At 65.6% G+C, this 15,100-nt stretch carries 13 protein-coding genes; 8 read left to right on the forward strand and 5 right to left on the reverse strand.

Going from position 1 to position 15,100, the window contains the following annotated elements; genetic code table 11:
• Positions 1 to 26: 26 nt before the first annotated feature.
• The 4 genes from ACNI3R_RS08995 to ACNI3R_RS09010 all read right to left on the reverse strand — a co-directional run bounded on the left by ACNI3R_RS08995 (position 27) and on the right by ACNI3R_RS09010 (position 5,898).
• Positions 27 to 1,553: a tannase/feruloyl esterase family alpha/beta hydrolase gene (locus ACNI3R_RS08995; protein WP_426182215.1), complete on the reverse strand. Its 1,527-nt coding sequence runs from the start codon at positions 1,551 to 1,553 to the stop codon at positions 27 to 29.
• Between the two features lie 87 nt (positions 1,554 to 1,640).
• Positions 1,641 to 3,926 (reverse strand): TonB-dependent receptor, encoded by a 2,286-nt coding sequence (locus tag ACNI3R_RS09000; RefSeq protein ID WP_426182218.1) that lies wholly within the window; start codon positions 3,924 to 3,926, stop codon positions 1,641 to 1,643.
• A gap of 100 nt (positions 3,927 to 4,026) precedes the next feature.
• Positions 4,027 to 4,512 carry a hypothetical protein gene (locus ACNI3R_RS09005; RefSeq protein WP_426182221.1) on the reverse strand — a complete coding sequence of 162 codons (486 nt, stop codon included), beginning with the start codon at positions 4,510 to 4,512 and terminating at the stop codon, positions 4,027 to 4,029.
• A 123-nt stretch (positions 4,513 to 4,635) separates the two neighbouring features.
• Positions 4,636 to 5,898: an amidohydrolase family protein gene (locus ACNI3R_RS09010; RefSeq protein ID WP_426182223.1), complete on the reverse strand. Its 1,263-nt coding sequence runs from the start codon at positions 5,896 to 5,898 to the stop codon at positions 4,636 to 4,638.
• Positions 5,899 to 6,163: 265 nt separating this feature from the next.
• Here ACNI3R_RS09010 and ACNI3R_RS09015 point away from each other — a divergent pair, with 265 nt between their 5' ends.
• The 3 genes from ACNI3R_RS09015 to ACNI3R_RS09025 are packed head-to-tail and all read left to right on the forward strand — an operon-like array spanning position 6,164 to position 9,668.
• Positions 6,164 to 7,987, forward strand: coding sequence for a DUF885 domain-containing protein (locus ACNI3R_RS09015; protein ID WP_426182226.1), 1,824 nt, complete (start codon positions 6,164 to 6,166; stop codon positions 7,985 to 7,987).
• The gene (locus ACNI3R_RS09020) at positions 7,984 to 8,235 is read left to right on the forward strand and encodes a DUF3311 domain-containing protein (RefSeq protein ID WP_426182229.1); all 252 of its coding nucleotides are present in this window, start codon (positions 7,984 to 7,986) and stop codon (positions 8,233 to 8,235) included. Before ACNI3R_RS09015 ends, ACNI3R_RS09020 begins: the two co-directional genes overlap by 4 nt.
• Positions 8,232 to 9,668 (forward strand): sodium:solute symporter family protein, encoded by a 1,437-nt coding sequence (locus ACNI3R_RS09025; RefSeq protein WP_426182232.1) that lies wholly within the window; start codon positions 8,232 to 8,234, stop codon positions 9,666 to 9,668. The genes ACNI3R_RS09020 and ACNI3R_RS09025 overlap by 4 nt, the downstream gene beginning before the upstream one ends.
• Here the strand turns inward: ACNI3R_RS09025 and ACNI3R_RS09030 are convergent.
• Entirely contained in the window at positions 9,651 to 10,598 is a 948-nt protein-coding gene (locus ACNI3R_RS09030; RefSeq protein WP_426182235.1) for a LysR family transcriptional regulator, read from the reverse strand. The genes ACNI3R_RS09025 and ACNI3R_RS09030 overlap by 18 nt on opposite strands.
• Before the next feature lie 179 nt (positions 10,599 to 10,777).
• Between ACNI3R_RS09030 and ACNI3R_RS09035 the strand changes: the two genes are divergently transcribed.
• The 5 genes from ACNI3R_RS09035 to ACNI3R_RS09055 all read left to right on the forward strand — a co-directional run bounded on the left by ACNI3R_RS09035 (position 10,778) and on the right by ACNI3R_RS09055 (position 15,091).
• Positions 10,778 to 11,698, forward strand: coding sequence for a dihydrodipicolinate synthase family protein (locus ACNI3R_RS09035; protein WP_426182238.1), 921 nt, complete (start codon positions 10,778 to 10,780; stop codon positions 11,696 to 11,698).
• A 3-nt stretch (positions 11,699 to 11,701) separates the two neighbouring features.
• On the forward strand, positions 11,702 to 12,880 hold the full coding sequence (locus ACNI3R_RS09040; RefSeq protein WP_426182241.1) for an NAD(P)/FAD-dependent oxidoreductase: 1,179 nt from the start codon (positions 11,702 to 11,704) through the stop codon (positions 12,878 to 12,880).
• 2 nt (positions 12,881 to 12,882) lie between these two features.
• A complete protein-coding gene (locus ACNI3R_RS09045) occupies positions 12,883 to 13,155 on the forward strand; it encodes a (2Fe-2S)-binding protein (RefSeq protein WP_426182244.1) in 273 nt (90 codons plus the stop codon).
• Positions 13,148 to 14,518 carry an FAD-dependent oxidoreductase gene (locus tag ACNI3R_RS09050; RefSeq protein ID WP_426182247.1) on the forward strand — a complete coding sequence of 457 codons (1,371 nt, stop codon included), beginning with the start codon at positions 13,148 to 13,150 and terminating at the stop codon, positions 14,516 to 14,518. Before ACNI3R_RS09045 ends, ACNI3R_RS09050 begins: the two co-directional genes overlap by 8 nt.
• 84 nt (positions 14,519 to 14,602) lie before the next feature.
• Entirely contained in the window at positions 14,603 to 15,091 is a 489-nt protein-coding gene (locus ACNI3R_RS09055; RefSeq protein ID WP_426182249.1) for a VOC family protein, read from the forward strand.
• Positions 15,092 to 15,100: the final 9 nt, after the last annotated feature.

Consider the following 15,100-nt stretch of genomic DNA (forward strand, 5'->3'; position numbering starts at 1 on the left):
CTCGGGAAACGGAAGACGGGTTTATCTTATTGGACCTTGTAGGTCGGAAGCATCTCCACCGCGCGCTCGCTGCCGGCAGGTGCTGGGAAGCTCTGGATGAAGGTGGCGCCGTCCGCAGACATTGCGGGGGAGCGATGCGCGGCGCGCAAGGCGGCGGGCGCAACGTCGCGCTCCACCCAGGCTTCCATCGCGGCGATATAGTCGATCGCGAAGGGGCCGTCGCCGCCCCAGCAATGCTCCATGCCGGGGACCATGATGAGCCGCGCGAAGCTCTCGGTCGCCGCCTGACCGCCCATGGCGCGGGTGACGGCGCCATAATAGTCGACGCTGTTGAGGGGCGCGACCCGCGCATCGGCCCAGCCATGGTAGATCAGCAGCTTGCCGCCGCCATGCCTGTAGGCGCGCAGATCCGGATTGGAAGCGGAGTACAGCACTTCATATTCGCGCAGCCGATCGGGGTCGCGGTCGAAGTCGAACGCCTTCGCTTCCCAGCCGGGGCCGAAGTCGGACTGGATGTAGCGCGTGGTGTCGGTACCGGAGCGCGTCGCCGACGCCGGGCCGCCGATCGAAAGGAAGGCGCGCCAGCCCATCTCGGATCCCGGCAGGAAACCGCCGCCCTGATAGACGGGCTGCCCCTTTGCGTTCACCGGGCCGGCATAGATTTTTCGCGCGGCTTCGATCTGCTCGGCGGTCAGGCAGTCGCCGGTCATGCCGTTGCAGGCGAGGGTGCCGGGATCGAAGCGCGCGCGGGGATTGCCGATGACGCCGTCCTTGCGCCCGTCGGCGGCGTCCAGCGCCGCGACTGCGCCGCGATGGAGGATGGCGAGGCTGCGGTCGTCGAAGATCGGGCTGCCGTCGGCACGCGCGAGGCTGTTGAGCGTCCAGACGAAGCTCATCGAGGTTCCGGCTTCGCTGACGACGGGGGCGCCGGCGATGATGCCGTCGAAATCCTCGGGGAAGCGCTGGGCGGAGACGAGGCCCTGGCGCCCGCCGGTCGAACAGCCCATGAAATAGGAACGCTTGGCGGGCTGCGCGTAGAAGGCGCTGACGATGGCCTTGCCGACGAGGGCTGTCCGGTGGGTGGCGCGATAGGCGAAGTCGATCTTCGCCTCCAGGTCGCGCCAGGCCCACAGCCCGTCGCCGGGCCCGGAGCGGTGGCCCATGTCGGACAAGATGCAGGCATAGCCGCGCGCGACGGGATAGTCGCATTCGCGCGCCCACAGCGACTCCCCGGCCATCCCGCAGGAACCGGTGCAGCCGGCGTAGAAGAACTTCCCGTTCCAGCCGGAGGCGGGGAGGGTGATCTGGAAATGGGTGTTGGGTGATACATAGCCGCGCACGCGGCACAGGGCCGGCGTCGATCCGCTTGTGGCGATCATGTCCGAGGACAGAATATGCGCCGGCATTTCCGGCGGAAGATCGAGCGTGATGCTGGAGAGCTGCGCGCAGGCGGTCGCGCTATCGGTTTCGGCGGCGCTCGCGGGGGAGGCGCCAAAGGCCAGGCAGGCGAGCAGGATGGTCATCAGCCAGTGCCGCATCGGCCTCTTTCCCATATCGTCATCCCCGCCCCCACGAGGATCATGTTTGCGGGGTCGATAAAGAAGGGCGGCGACCCGATGGCCGCCGCCCTTTTTTCATTGTCAGAACTTGTAGCCGACGTTCACGCCGAACTGGCGGAAGGACGGCTCCACCTGAACGCCGCTGTAGAAGGCCTTCTCATAGGCGTTCGCGTAGAACTTCTCCTTGAAGAGATTCTCCACGAACACGACGGCGCGGAACTTCTCGGTCTCGACGCCGAGACGGACGTTCACATTGTGGTAGCTCGGGCTGAGGAACGGCTCACCCGCGACGTTCTTGTAGAGATAATAGAAGGGATTGGAGACCATCTTGGCGCGATAGTTCCATTCGACGCGGGCGAAGGATTCGAGCTCGTCGGTGATCGGAACAGTGTACTGAGTCTGCGCACCCAGCGTCCATTCGGGAGCGTTGGTCAGCTCCTGGCCGCTGACGTCGATCACGTTGCCATCGATCAGCGCGTTCTTCCAATCCTTATACTTCGACTTGTTGTAACCGACCTGGCCGCTCAGCATCCAGAAGTCGGTCAGCTTGGCGTCGAAGCTGGCTTCGATGCCGTAGCTCTCAGCAGCTGCGGCGTTGTCGATACCGCTGACGCCCCGGAGCAGCCCGGTGACCGGATCGATGAACTGGAAACGGATCGTCTGCTGGATCTTTTTCCAGTCCATGTAGAAACCGGTGATGTCGACACGGACGCGCTTGTCGAACAGGTCGAATTTGGTGCCGAGTTCATAGTTCCACAGCGTTTCCGGATCGAACTCGTTGCGCAGCTGCGCCGTATTTGCCGTTTGCGTGCCACCCGCCTTGAAGCCGCGCGAGGCGGTCGCGAAGATCATCCAGTCGGTCTGCGGCTTGTAGCTGATCGTGAACTTCGGCGAGACGTCGTCGAAGCTGGCCGAGCGGTCGTTGATGCCGGTCAGGATGGTGTTCGAGCGGGTTTGCGAGTCGTTGGTGACCTTCTCTTTCGAATAGCGGACGCCGGCGGTCGCGGCCCACTGGTCAGAGATGTTCCAGGTGCCCTGGGCGAACAGCGCGAAATATTTGGACGTGCTGTAGCCGTCGGCACCCGTTACTTCGAGGCCGTTGCAGCGGCCACCGGTCGAGGCCGGGCAGAGCGGGCTCTGAGCGCCGTGGAAGGTCGACTGGTCGCTGAGACCCGTATCCTTGCCGACAACGGTGCCGACGCTCCACTCGAGTGCCTGCTTGCCGTTCGAGGCGAGGCGAAGCTCGCCGCTGGTCGACTTGCGGGTAACCTTCAGGTCTTCGTAGAAGAAGTCGGGGCTGCCGCCGTCGACATCGCCATAGTTGAACAGCGACGACTTGAGGTGGCCGAGGACGCTGGTCAGCGAAACCGGGCCCATGTCCCAAACCGCGCGCGAGCTGATATAGTCGAACTTGGTGCCGACCTTCTGCGGACGGTTGAAGTTCACGCGGTTGATGTTGTTCGGGTAGAAGCCGACGCCATCCGGATTGCCGATGACGCCTGCGGTCGTGCGATAATAGACCGATGCCCAGGTGCGCGTGACGAAGCCGGTCGGCACGCCGTTGCGCATGCCGGTCGCCTCGTTCGAATAGCTGTACATCAGGTCCCAGGTGAAGTTCTCGCTGGGCGTGAAGCGGCCCTGGATACGACCGGTATAATATTTGCTGTCGTTGCCGCCGCCGATCGGGTTGATATTCTTGATATAGCCGTCCGACTTCTCATACTGGCCGGCGGCGCGGATCGCGAACAGACCCGGCGAGATCGGCACGTTGATCACGGCCTGCGCGCGCTTGGTGTCGAAGCTCGAATAGCCGACCTCCACTTCGCCTTCCCAGCGGTCGACCGGCTTCTTGGTGGTGACGTTGATGGCGCCGCCCACGGCGTTGCGACCGAAATAGGTGCCCTGCGGACCGCGCAGCACTTCGATGCGCTCAAGGTCGACGATCTGCGGGTTGCTGGTGCCGGCGACGACGTTGAAATCGTCGATGTAGAAGGCGTAGCTCGACTGGCGAACGTCGGCATAGGGATTGAGCTGGTTCGAGATGCCGCGGATCGAGAGGTCCTTGCGGTCGCGCGAACCGTTGCTCTGGAAGGAGACGTTCGGGGTCATCGCGAAGAAATCTTCGACGCCCTGGACATTCTGACTCTTCAGCTGCTCGGCGGTGACGGCGGTGATCGAGATCGGAACGCTCTGGATCGATTCCGCGCGACGCTGCGCCGTCACGATGATGTCGCCTTCGGACGCAGCAGCGTCCGCGGCGGCCTGCGCATAGGCCGGTGCGGCACCCATCGCCATGGCGACCGACACCAAAGCGGTGCAGCCGCAAATGCGTCGATTGATCTTCGAGTAGAAAGAAGCGTCCATCATCTTACCCCTTTTTGATGAGCCCGCGATCTTTGATCTACGGTGCTCCGATCCTTGGTAGAAATCCCCTCTGACCGGGCCCCACGCCCGGCTAAAGCTCAGTTCAACTCGTCCAGCATTGCGGGTCGACCGATGGCTTCGTCGTGTCGACCGGTACGCGCACCAAGGTGATGGCGGCGATCTTGTCCCCGCGCAGGTCGGCATGTCCGGCTGCGAGCATGCAGCCGACCTTGCCGTTCCGGCGCGAGCGGATGACATGATAGGTGTAGATCCGCCCGTCTTTCTCGAACGCGTCCTTGAACGGCACGACGATCTCGACCAGCGCACCGCTCGCCTGGATCGCCTGGAAATGCTTTGCCCAGTCGTCGAGGCCGTGGATCACCGTTTCGCCGTTCAGCGTCAGGGTGGCGTCGATCGTGAAGTAGCGGGCGAAGTTTTCGGCAGTGTAGGCGCCGGGCGTGGTGAAGGCCTGATTCCACCAGACGAACATCTGAGACAGCTTGTCGGTCGTCGGAGCCGCTGCCGCGAGCGGCGTAGCAGCGGCGACCAGCAGTGCCGTCAGAGATCCGAGGATCGTCCTGCTCTTCACCTGTTTCCCCCTTCGGCAGCCGATACCTGACCGACCTGCTGGTTGAGTTGTCCGTCAGTTACAAAGTTGTTGCAATGGCACCGAATAGGCTCGTTTGTTGCGGCAGGTGCAAATTAGACATTCTCAATCCTTTGCGGACACTCCAGTCACCGGCTTGCCGCCCTTCATCACGAAACTGATCGTTCGCAGCGCGCGAATATCGCCGGTCGGATCGCTGTCGACCGCAACGATATCGGCAAGATAGCCTGGCTTGAGCACGCCGACCTCCTTGTCGATGCCGAGCATGCGCGCGGGTTCGATCGTCGCGGCGCGGAGCGACTGCAGCGGGGTCATGCCGGCATCGACATAAAGCTCGGCCTCTCGGATCGTCGCCGTGGTGCCTTCGTTCGGTTCCCACGGATATTGATCGCTGCCGAGCGCGATCGGCGTGCCGATCCGGATCGCGTTGCGCAGCGTTTCCCAGTGCGCCTTGCCGACCGAATCCACGCGCGCCAGATACCAGTCGGGCGAACCGATCTTGCGGTAGAATTCCTTGGCGCCCTGCTGGCTCACGACAATGGTGGGGACCAGCCAGACGCCCTTCTGCTTCATCTTCGTCAGCACGGGCGGCGTCAGGAAATAGCCATGCTCGAAACCGTCGATCCCGGCGTCGATCGCCGCCTCGGCCGCCAGAGGCGAACCATTATGGCCGGTGACCTTAACCCCGTTGCGATGGGCAACCTCGATCGCGGTCTTGAGTTCGTCGTCGGTGAACGGGGAGGCTGCGATGTCGCCATGGGTGTCGGAGATGCCGCCCGAAATGCCGAGCTTGATCCAGGTCGCGCCCCGCTTGACCTGCTCGCGCACCGCGCGCGAGAATTCGGCCGGGCCATTGACCTCGGTCGAGCCATGTCCGCCGGTGGCGACGATCGACGAGCCGGCGGTGTGAATGCGGGGACCGTCGAAGGTGCCGCCGTCGATCATATTCTTGACGGTGAAGTCGACGCCATCCTGCGCACCCGTCAGGCGGATCGTGGTCACGCCCGAGCGCAGCGACTTCTGCGCATTGTCGAGCATCCGGAGCGCGATCGAATCCTTGCCCTCATTATGGATGCGTGCGGCCCCCGGCAGATTGAGCGCCAGGTGGACATGCATGTTCATCAGGCCGGGGATCAGCCATTTGCCATCCAGCGGAATGGTGCGTGCTCCGGCTGGAACGGGCGTCGTCACGGCGGGCCCGATCGCCTTGATCCGCTCGCCGTCGATCAGCACCACGGCGTTGCGGACCGCCGGCTTGCCGTCGAGGTCGACGACATTGGCACCGGTCAGCGCGACCGTCTCTGCGATAGCGGGCGTGGCGAGCCCGAGGCTGGCGATAAGGCAGATCGCTCCCATGCGTGGCTTCATCGGTCTTGCTTCCCTCTGTTCCGGAGGCGCCATCCGGGAGCCGCCTCCACCCGCTGGCAGCATGCGTGATGTAACTGTGCAAACAATGCATCGAACTGCGATTGTTCGTTGCGGTATCCGCAAATTGCATGCCGCAATGCCACGGAAGACAAGGAAATCCGGCATATTTCGGTCATCGGGCAGACGGGCCCGCCGCTTGCCGTGCTGGCGGGGATTTGCATTCTGCGCGCAGGGTTCCGACCGCATCCTGCACGGGGGGAAGAAAATGACCGCTTTCGAGACAATAGAAGCGTCGCGCCGGGGAGTGCTCGGCCTGCTTGGCGCGGGCGCTGCCATTGCAGCAATGCCTGGTTGGGCTGCTGGCGAGAACGATGCCGTACGCCGGTTGCGCGCGCTGCTCGAACAGAGCGACGAAGCGGAAGCGCAGCTCGACCCCATTTCGGAATCGCGCAAGGCCAAGGCAATCACCGGGCCGGTCTTCGTCGACCCGCTGGGCGATTTTTTTGCAACGAAGACGAAGGCGAACAAGCTGGCCGAATGGCAGGAACTGCAGGCGATCGAGCGCGCCGCGCTCTCGCCGGTTGACCGCATCGCCTATGACGTGTTCGCTTACAAGACGCGCCAGACTCTCGATCTGTTCGAGAGCGGCCTGTTCGAGGTGCAGCGCAAGGCGCCGTTCAATCCGTCCTTCGGCTTGCAGGTCGAGTTTCCCGACTTCGTGTCCGGCGGCCCGGCGCCCTTCGCGACGGTGCAGGATTATGAAGCCGGGCTCGAGCGGCTCGATGGCTTCGTCGGCTATCTCGGCAATTCGGTCGCCCAGGCGAAGCGCGGCCTCGCCGAGGGGTATAAGCAGCCCCGCATCGTCGTCGACAATCTGCTGAAGCAGGTCGACGCGATGCTCGCGACGCCGGTCGAAAAGAGCCCCTTCTGGTCGGCGATCGATCGTCTCCCCGCCGGCTTCCCGGCAGCAGACAAGGCGCGCCTTGCCGCCGCCTATCGCAAGGCGATCGAGGAGAAGGTCTATCCGGGCTATCGTCTGTGGCAGAGCTTCCTGCGCGACACCTATCTTCCGGTCGCGACGCCCGAGCCGGGGCGCTGGGCGATGAAGGACGGCGACCGCCTCTATGCCTGGGAGCTCGCCCGCCACACGACGACGCGCCGGACGCCCGACGAGATCCACGCCCTCGGCCTGTCCGAGGTGGCGCGCATCCGTGCCGAGATGGACCGCGTCCGCGAGACGGTCGGGTTTTCCGGCGATCTCAAGGCATTCTTCGAATATGTTCGGACGGATCCTAAATTCTACTGCAAGACGCCCGACGAACTGCTTGGCCGTTTCAAGGCGATCGAGGACCGCATCTGGCTGCGCATTCCGGAGCTGTTCCACAGCCGCCCCAAGGCGCCGTTCAAGGTTGCGCCGCTGCCCGCACTCGGCGATCAGCGCGGCACCGGCTATTATCGGCCGGGCCCGCCGGACGGGAAGAGCCCCGGCATATTGTTCTTCAACATGTCGATGCTCAACACCCGGCCGATCCCGACGCTGGAGACGCTGACGCTGCACGAGGGCATCCCGGGCCACCATTTCCAGATCACCCTGGTGCGCGAGAACGAGGCCTTGCCGCCGCTGCTCCGCTATGGCTCCTCGACCGCCTATAGCGAGGGCTGGGGGCTCTATGCGGAATCGCTCGGGCCGGAACTCGGCATGTTCGGCGATCCGATGCAGCTGTTCGGGCATCTCGACATGGAGATGCTGCGCGCCGTGCGGCTCGTGGTCGATACCGGAATCCACGCCAGGCGCTGGGATCGGCAGAAGGCGATCGACTATATGCTCGACAACACCTCGATGGCGCCACGTGACGTCGCGGTCGAGATCGATCGCTACATCGCCTATCCGGGCCAGGCCTGCGCCTACAAGATCGGTGAACTCAAGTTCCGCGAGCTGCGCAACCGCGCGACCGCCAAGCTTGGCAGCCGCTTCGATATCCGCGACTATCACCAGCAGGCGCTGGAGACGGGCAGCCTGCCCATGGATGTGCTCGAAGCGAAGGTCGATGGCTGGATCGCCGCGGGCGGGGGAAAGACGAAGGCATGACGACCGGACGCTATGGGCACCGCTGGCTGTTCCTGATCCCTTTCCTCTGGCAGGTCGCGGCAGTCCCGCTGGTCAACGACGTCGCGTGGCGGCCGCTGTCGCTGCCCTTTCCGATGGCGTGGCAGATGGTCGGCATCGTCCTGACGACGATCATCATCGCCATCGTCTTCCGTCTCGACGAGCGTATCGACGGCGACGAGGAGGGGGCTGACGGCGAAGGGCTTGAGGGCGGGGACCATCACGCATGATCCTCGCGCTCACTCTGGCGATCGTGCTGGGCACCGTGATCGGTGCGGTTCTCTACAGCCGCCGGCAGGCGCGTGCGAAGACGATGGCCGAATGGGCCGTCGGCGGGCGGCGCTTCGGCATCCTCATCTTCTGGTTTCTGAACGCGGGCGAGATCTACACCACCTTCGCGGTGCTCGGCATCTCCGGCTTCGCCTGGGCCTATGGTGCGCCCGCCTATCTCGCGCTGACGTCGGTCTCGCTGGCGGCGGTGATCGGCTATTGGCTCATGCCGCGCATCTGGGCGGCGGGCCACAAGGACAATCTGGTCACCCAGGCCGATTTCTTCGCCGCCCATTATTGCGCGACCTGGCTCGGCGTCGTGGTCGGCCTGGCCGGCATCGCCGCGCTGATCGTCTATGTGCAGATCCAGATTACCGCGCTGGGCCTGATCCTGCGCCTGACCCTGGGGCAGGATGTGTCGCCCGCGCTGGCGGCGAGCCTTGCGGCGGTCGTGATGGTCGCCTTCGTCTTTCTGGCCGGGCTGCGCTCGGCGGCCTTTGCGGCGGGTGTGAAGGACATCCTGATGCTCGTCGTGGTCGTGGTGCTGTGCGGCAGCGCGGCGACGGCGGTCGGGGCGTCGTCGATGCTCGACATCTACACCCGGGTGCAGGACAGCTTTCCCGCCGTCGGCAGTTTCCCCGGTCTGAAGCCCGAAGCTGGGCTCGACAGCGTCTGGCTGATGACCTCGGCGCTCAATGTCGCGATCGGCAACTGGATCCTGCCGCATCTGTTTCAGCTGTGCTTTTCGGCCGGCAGCCGCAAGACGATCCGGCGCAACGCAGTGCTCCAGCCGATCTATTCGCTGTCCTATTTCTTCATCATCCTGCTCGGTTTCGCGGCGTTGCTGGCGGGCACCCAGCCGCCCGAAGGCGACAGCAATGCGGCGCTGATCACCTTCGTCGCGGGCCATTACCCGCCCTGGGCCGTGGGCCTGTTCGCGGGGACGGCCTGCCTGCTGGCACTCGTACCCGGATCGGTGCTGTTGCTGACGGCGGGATCGCTGTTCAGCCGCAACGTCCTGAAGCCGATGCTGCCCTCGATGACCGATCGCGCTGCGCTGCTCGCGTCGCGCCTGTCGATGCTGCTGTTCGCCGGCACGGCGGTATGGCTGACGCTCGGCGCGTCGCGCTCGCTGGTCGAGATCGGCCTGTCGGCCTATGCCGCAATCGGCATGCTCGCGCCCGGCGTCTATTTCGCCTTCACCTGGAAGCGGGCCAATGCGGTCGGCATCATGGCTGGCATCGTCGTCGGCTATGCGGCGCTTCTGTCGCAGATGCAGCCCTTCTGGAACGGCCTGCTGCCGCATTGGGATACCGGCCTGGTCGCGATGATCGTCAACGCCGCCGTGGCGGCGCTGGTCTCGATCGCGGTCCCGTCACGTCGCCGGGACTAGGTCATTCTCGGCATGGGGCGTCATCGCCTGCGCCGGCGCCCAGTTCTTAAGGCTGTTCTCCAGCTGCGACAGCAGCCGGGCCGGAGCGCCGTCGAGCTGGCGACCGAGCCGGTGGATCAGACTGACCGAGCTATGTTCGAGCTCGGGGTCGAGCAGCGGCCGCGCGACCAGGCTGCCCTCGGCCAGTTCGGTCAGTGCCGAGATGCGCGGCAGGACCGTCACCGCGCGCCCGGCCTTGGCGACGTCGCGCATCATCTGGATCGAGGTCGTCACCAGCATCGGTTCGAGCATGATCCGTGCGCGTCGTTCGGCGTGGAGCAGGCTGGATCGGATGCGGAAGCCCTTGGGCGGCAGGCACAGGTCGAAGCGGTTCAGATCCTCGAGCGTGATCGCGCTCAGCGCTGCGGCCGGATGGCTGGGGGCACACAGGACAGTCAGCGGCTGGCTGACCGACAGGCGCGTCCGGATCTTGGGTTCGTCGGGCACGTGCAGGATCATGCCGATATGAACCTCGTCCTCGAGCACCATGCGGACGATTTCTGAACTGGCGCAGCTGTGGACGGTTATGGCGATGCCGGGGTTGCGGCGCTGGAACTGGTCGATCGTCTTGGCAAAGGCGTTGCCGATGAAGCCCTCGCCGATCGCCAGCACGATATGCCCGGCCTTCACCTCGCGCAGCTCCTGGAGCCGGTTCATCAGCCCCTCGCGGTCGGCCAGCTGTTCACGGTGAAAGTCGAACACCAGCCGGCCTGCGTCGGTCAGCCGGATGGAGCGCCGGCCTCGCTCGATCAGGGACACCCCCATCGCGCTTTCCAGCTGGCTGATCTGGCGGCTGATCGACGATACCGCGACGCCGATCTTCTCGCTCGCGAGGCGCATCGATCCGAGCGACGCGGCCTCATAAAAATAATGGAAAGCGTTGTCCCACATGTCCCCGCTCCGTTTTTTGTGACGCGATGCAACAGGAAAGCGGCGCGTAACGCAACTGAAAACTTTGCACGTAGCGCAACGAATGTGGGGATTCATTGCTATTGCTGCGAAGGCGGCTTCGTCGCAACAGCTAGAGACGGTTTGGCAAAGCCGTTACGAGCGCCAAAGGGGGCCATGGTTTGAGCAAGCGATCTCGCGTCAACTGGCGGGGCTATATCCCTGCGATCACGACACCTTTCGACGCCGATCGGCAGCTCGACCTGGCCGGTCTGGGGCGGCTGCTCGAGTGGCTCGAGGCAGAGGGCATGCATGGCCTCGTCCTTGCCGGGACCACCGGTGAGTGGACCAGCCTGAGACCGGCCGAGCGCAAGCAGCTGTTCGCGGCTGCCGGCGACCAGATGGGCAAGCGGCTGCCGCTGATCGCCGGGTGCAGCGCCTTCACCGCGCCCGAGGTCATCGACTTCGCCGAAGCTGCCGCCGCGCATCATTTCGAGGGCGTGCTGGTGACGCCGCCGCCTTATCTGCGCCCGAACGCCGACGAGATCGTCGACTTCTACAGCGAGATTTCCAAGCATACGCCGCTGCCGATCTGCGTGTACAACTGGCCGCCGGGCACCGCGATCGACATGCCGGTCGAATTGCTGGAGCGGCTTGCGGACATCGAGAATGTCGTGGCCATCAAGCAGTCGACCAGCAGTTTGCGGAGTTTTACCGACACATTCTTCGCGCTGAACGACAAGGTTCGTGTGTTCGGCCATTCGATGGACGAACACGGCCTGGCGCTGCTGCAGGCACGCGGCGGCGACGGGACGATGGGGGCCGGCGCGGTTCTCGGCCGCGTTCATCCGGACTTCTACAATCACCTTTGGGCAGGGGAGATAGACGCGGCCCGCGCTTGCGGCGTAAAGGACCGCATGATCCTCGATCACTGGTATACCCGCGAACTGGTCGGCCGCTTCGGCTCCGGTCCTGCCGTGCTCAAGGCGGGGCTCAACGTGCAGGGTCTGCCGGGCGGTTTTGTCCGGCGTCCTCTGCGCGATGTCGCCGAAGAGCATATCGCCACGATCCGGGAGACTCTGGTCGCCGCCGGGCGGCTCTAGCCGATGGAGCGGTGCGATGTCCTGGTGGTGGGAGGCGGCCTCGTCGGCTGCGCCGCCGCATGGCATCTCGCCGTCGCCGGTGCGAGCGTCACGGTGGTCGACGCGGCGGATTTCGGGCTGGGCGCATCCGGGCAGAATGCCGGATCGCTCCACTTCCAGATCGAGCGCCGCTTCCTCGAACAGGGTGATGCGCTCGCCCGGCAGGCCGAACAGACCATAGCCCTCAGCCGCATGGCGATCGAAGACTGGAAGGGGCTCGAAGCTGCGCTCGACGCGGACCTCCATGTCGTGATGGACGGCGGCTTCATGGTCGCCGAAACCCCCGAACAGGTCGCCATGCTCGAACGCAAGGTCGAGCGCGAGATGCGCGAGGGGTTGCGGATGCGCCTGCTCGACGGCGACGAGGCGCGCGCGATCGCGCCCTATCTGTCGCGGTCGATCCTGGCGGCCGGCTATGCCCCCGACGAAGGCCATGCGGACTCGCGCGCGATCGTCCCGGCCTATGCCGCTGCGGCACGGCGCGCGGGGGCCAGGCTAATCAGCCGCACGCGGCTCGACCGTCTCCAGCGCGTTGCAGGCGGCTTCGAGGCAGGCGCGGGCGATCTGTCGATCCATGCGGGTCAGGTTCTGGCCGCCGCCGGGGCCTGGACGCCCCAGATCTGCGCGCTCGCCAATCTCCATGCGCCGCTCTACCCGGTCGCGCTGCTGATGAACGTGACCGAGCGCAGCCGCACGCTCGAAGTGCCGCATCTGGTGCAGCATGTCGGCCGCCGCCTGTCGATGAAGCAGACCGGCGCGGGCAATATCCTGATCGGCGGCGGCTGGCCCTCGCGCCTGGCGCGAACCGGGGATGGCGGTTTCGACCCCGGCGCACGGCCCGAACTGATCGCGGACTCGCTCGCCGGCAATCTGCGCGCGGCGATCGACACCGTCCCCGCCGTCGCAGGGCTCAACCTGATCCGCAGCTGGACCGGCGTCACCGCTGTCAGCGCCGACCAGCTTCCGGTGGTGGGCGAGGTGCCGCGCATGCCCGGCTTCTGGATCGCGGGTGGCGGATCGGCCTTCACGTTGGGACCGACCTTCGCGCGGCTCGTCGCCCAGGCCATCGGTGGAACCCAGACGCCCGAACTCGACTTCGTTTCGCCGGCGCGGTTCGAGCATTTGAACAGCTTCATGGGGTAGGGATGCGGATCGAACGCGACACCGAGCGGGGACGCCCGCTGACCCTGACCGTAGACGGGCACAGCCTGACCGCCTTCGACGGCGAGACGCTGGCGGCTGCGATGCTCCAGAACGGTGTAGCTTTCCGACGGGACACGCGCGGGATGGATCGCAGCCTGTTCTGCAATATGGGCAGCTGTTCCGAATGCATGGTCACGCTGCTCCCGTCGGGACGGCGCGCCCGCGCCTGCGTCACGCCCGTGAGCGACGGCATGGAGGTGCGGACCGATGGCTGATCGTGTCGACGTCGCGATCATCGGCGGTGGTCCGGCGGGTCAGGCGGCAGCGCTGACTCTCGCGGACCTGGGCATCGCCGCGACCGTGATCGACGAGCAGCTTCGTCCCGGTGGGCAGATATTGCGCCAGCCGCCCAAGGCCTTTCGCGTCTCCAACTGGATGGACGGCGGGCTCTATGCCGATCTCCGCCGCCAGCTGGCGCGCTTCGAGGCGCTGGACGGGGTTGACTGGCGCGGCGGGCGATCGGTTCTGGGCATTGCGCGGAGCGGGGTGGAGGATTTCTCGATCACCCTGTCGTCCGCAGCCGGGGTCGAGACGATCGAGGCGGGCCGCGTGCTCGTGGCCGTCGGTTGTCAGGATCTGGCCGTGCCTTTGCCCGGCTGGACCCTGCCGGGTGTCTATGCGGCGGGCGGCGTGCAGGCCTTTCTCAAGAGCCAACGCCTGATCCCGGGCGAGCGGCTGCTGTTCGCAGGCACCCACCCGTTGCAGATGGTGATCGCGGCGCAGGTGGTCGAGGCCGGCGGCAGCGTGGAGGCGGTGCTGTTCGCCCAACCGCAGCTGTCGATGGTCAGGGCGGTGGCGGGCGCTCCGTTCACCGCCGCTGCCCATCTCGGTAATCTCCTTGCGGCGGCAGGCGCCATGCGCACGCTGCGGCGGCATGGTGTTCCCGTCCATTATGGCGTGCCGATCCAGCACATCCTGGGCGAGCGCAGCGTCGAAGCCGTCGAGGCTGGTGGTCGGCATTGGACGTGCGATGCGGTCGGTCTCTGCTTCGGCTTCGTGCCGCAGTCGGCGCTGCCGCGCATGATCGGCGCGCGGATGCGTCCGGCAGGTCCGGCGGGGGGCTGGGCGGCGCAGCATGATCGCTGGATGCGCTCTACCGTGCCGGGGCTGTTCGTCGCGGGCGAGACGACCGGCGTGGCCGGCGCCCCGGCTGCGATGGCAGCGGGCGAGGTCGCCGGTGCGGGCATCGCGCTCGATCTGGGGGGGCTCGACGAGGCCGGCGCCGACCGCATGGCATCGGCCGCGCGCTCGCGCCGCGAGGAATTGCTGCGGTTCGCCGCGCTGCTCGACCGCATCGCCGATCCGCGCCCCTATTTTCCAGCGTTGGAGGCCGATACGCTGGTCTGCCGGTGCGAGGATGTCCCGCTCGGTCGGATCGCACCGCTGCTGGACGGACGCTCGGCCAATGCGATCAAGCTTTCCACGCGCTGCGGCATGGGCGCCTGCCAGGGCCGCAATTGCGAGCCGACCTTGCTCCGTCTCATCGGCAATTCGGACGAGCCCGGTTTCGCCGCGCGCTTCCCGGCGCGTCCCGTGACGATCGCCGATCTGGCCGCACCGCCGCTTCGTTGCGACTAGAGCAACGATCGAAGCGCTTTTCCCCGATTGCCGAGCGGTCCCCGGCACGACACATTCGGTCGCACTATTAGCCGGAGACCATCAATGAGCGCGACGCCCGAAAAGCCGCAATTCCTCTCGGTCGATCATATTTCCTGGACGGTTCCCGATCTGGAGGCGGCGGTCGCCTTCTATCGCGACGTCATCGGCGCGGAGGAGTTGTTCCGCCTGGGGCCGCTCGACGCCGCCGACATTCCGCTCGACGATCAGGGCCGCGACTGGATGGCGACCCACGTCAACGTGCCGGGCGCTCGGCTGACCCTCGTCATGATGAAGCTCACCGACAATATGAACTTCCAGCTCGTTCAATATGACAAGCCCGACGACCGTCGGCAGGAGCTGCCGCGCAACTGCGATCGGGGCGGCCATCATCTGGGCCTGAAGGTCGACGATGTCGACAAGGCGATCGCCTATCTCGTCGCCCATGGCTGCACGGCGATGGAGATCATCCACATCACCGACGGCCCGCTGGCGGGCAAGAAGAATGTCTATATGACCGACCCCTTCGGTCACAGCCTCGAAATCGTCGACTAAAGCCAGAGC

The sequence above is a fragment of the Rhizorhabdus antheiae genome, assembly GCF_049889055.1.
GTDB lineage: Bacteria > Pseudomonadota > Alphaproteobacteria > Sphingomonadales > Sphingomonadaceae > Rhizorhabdus.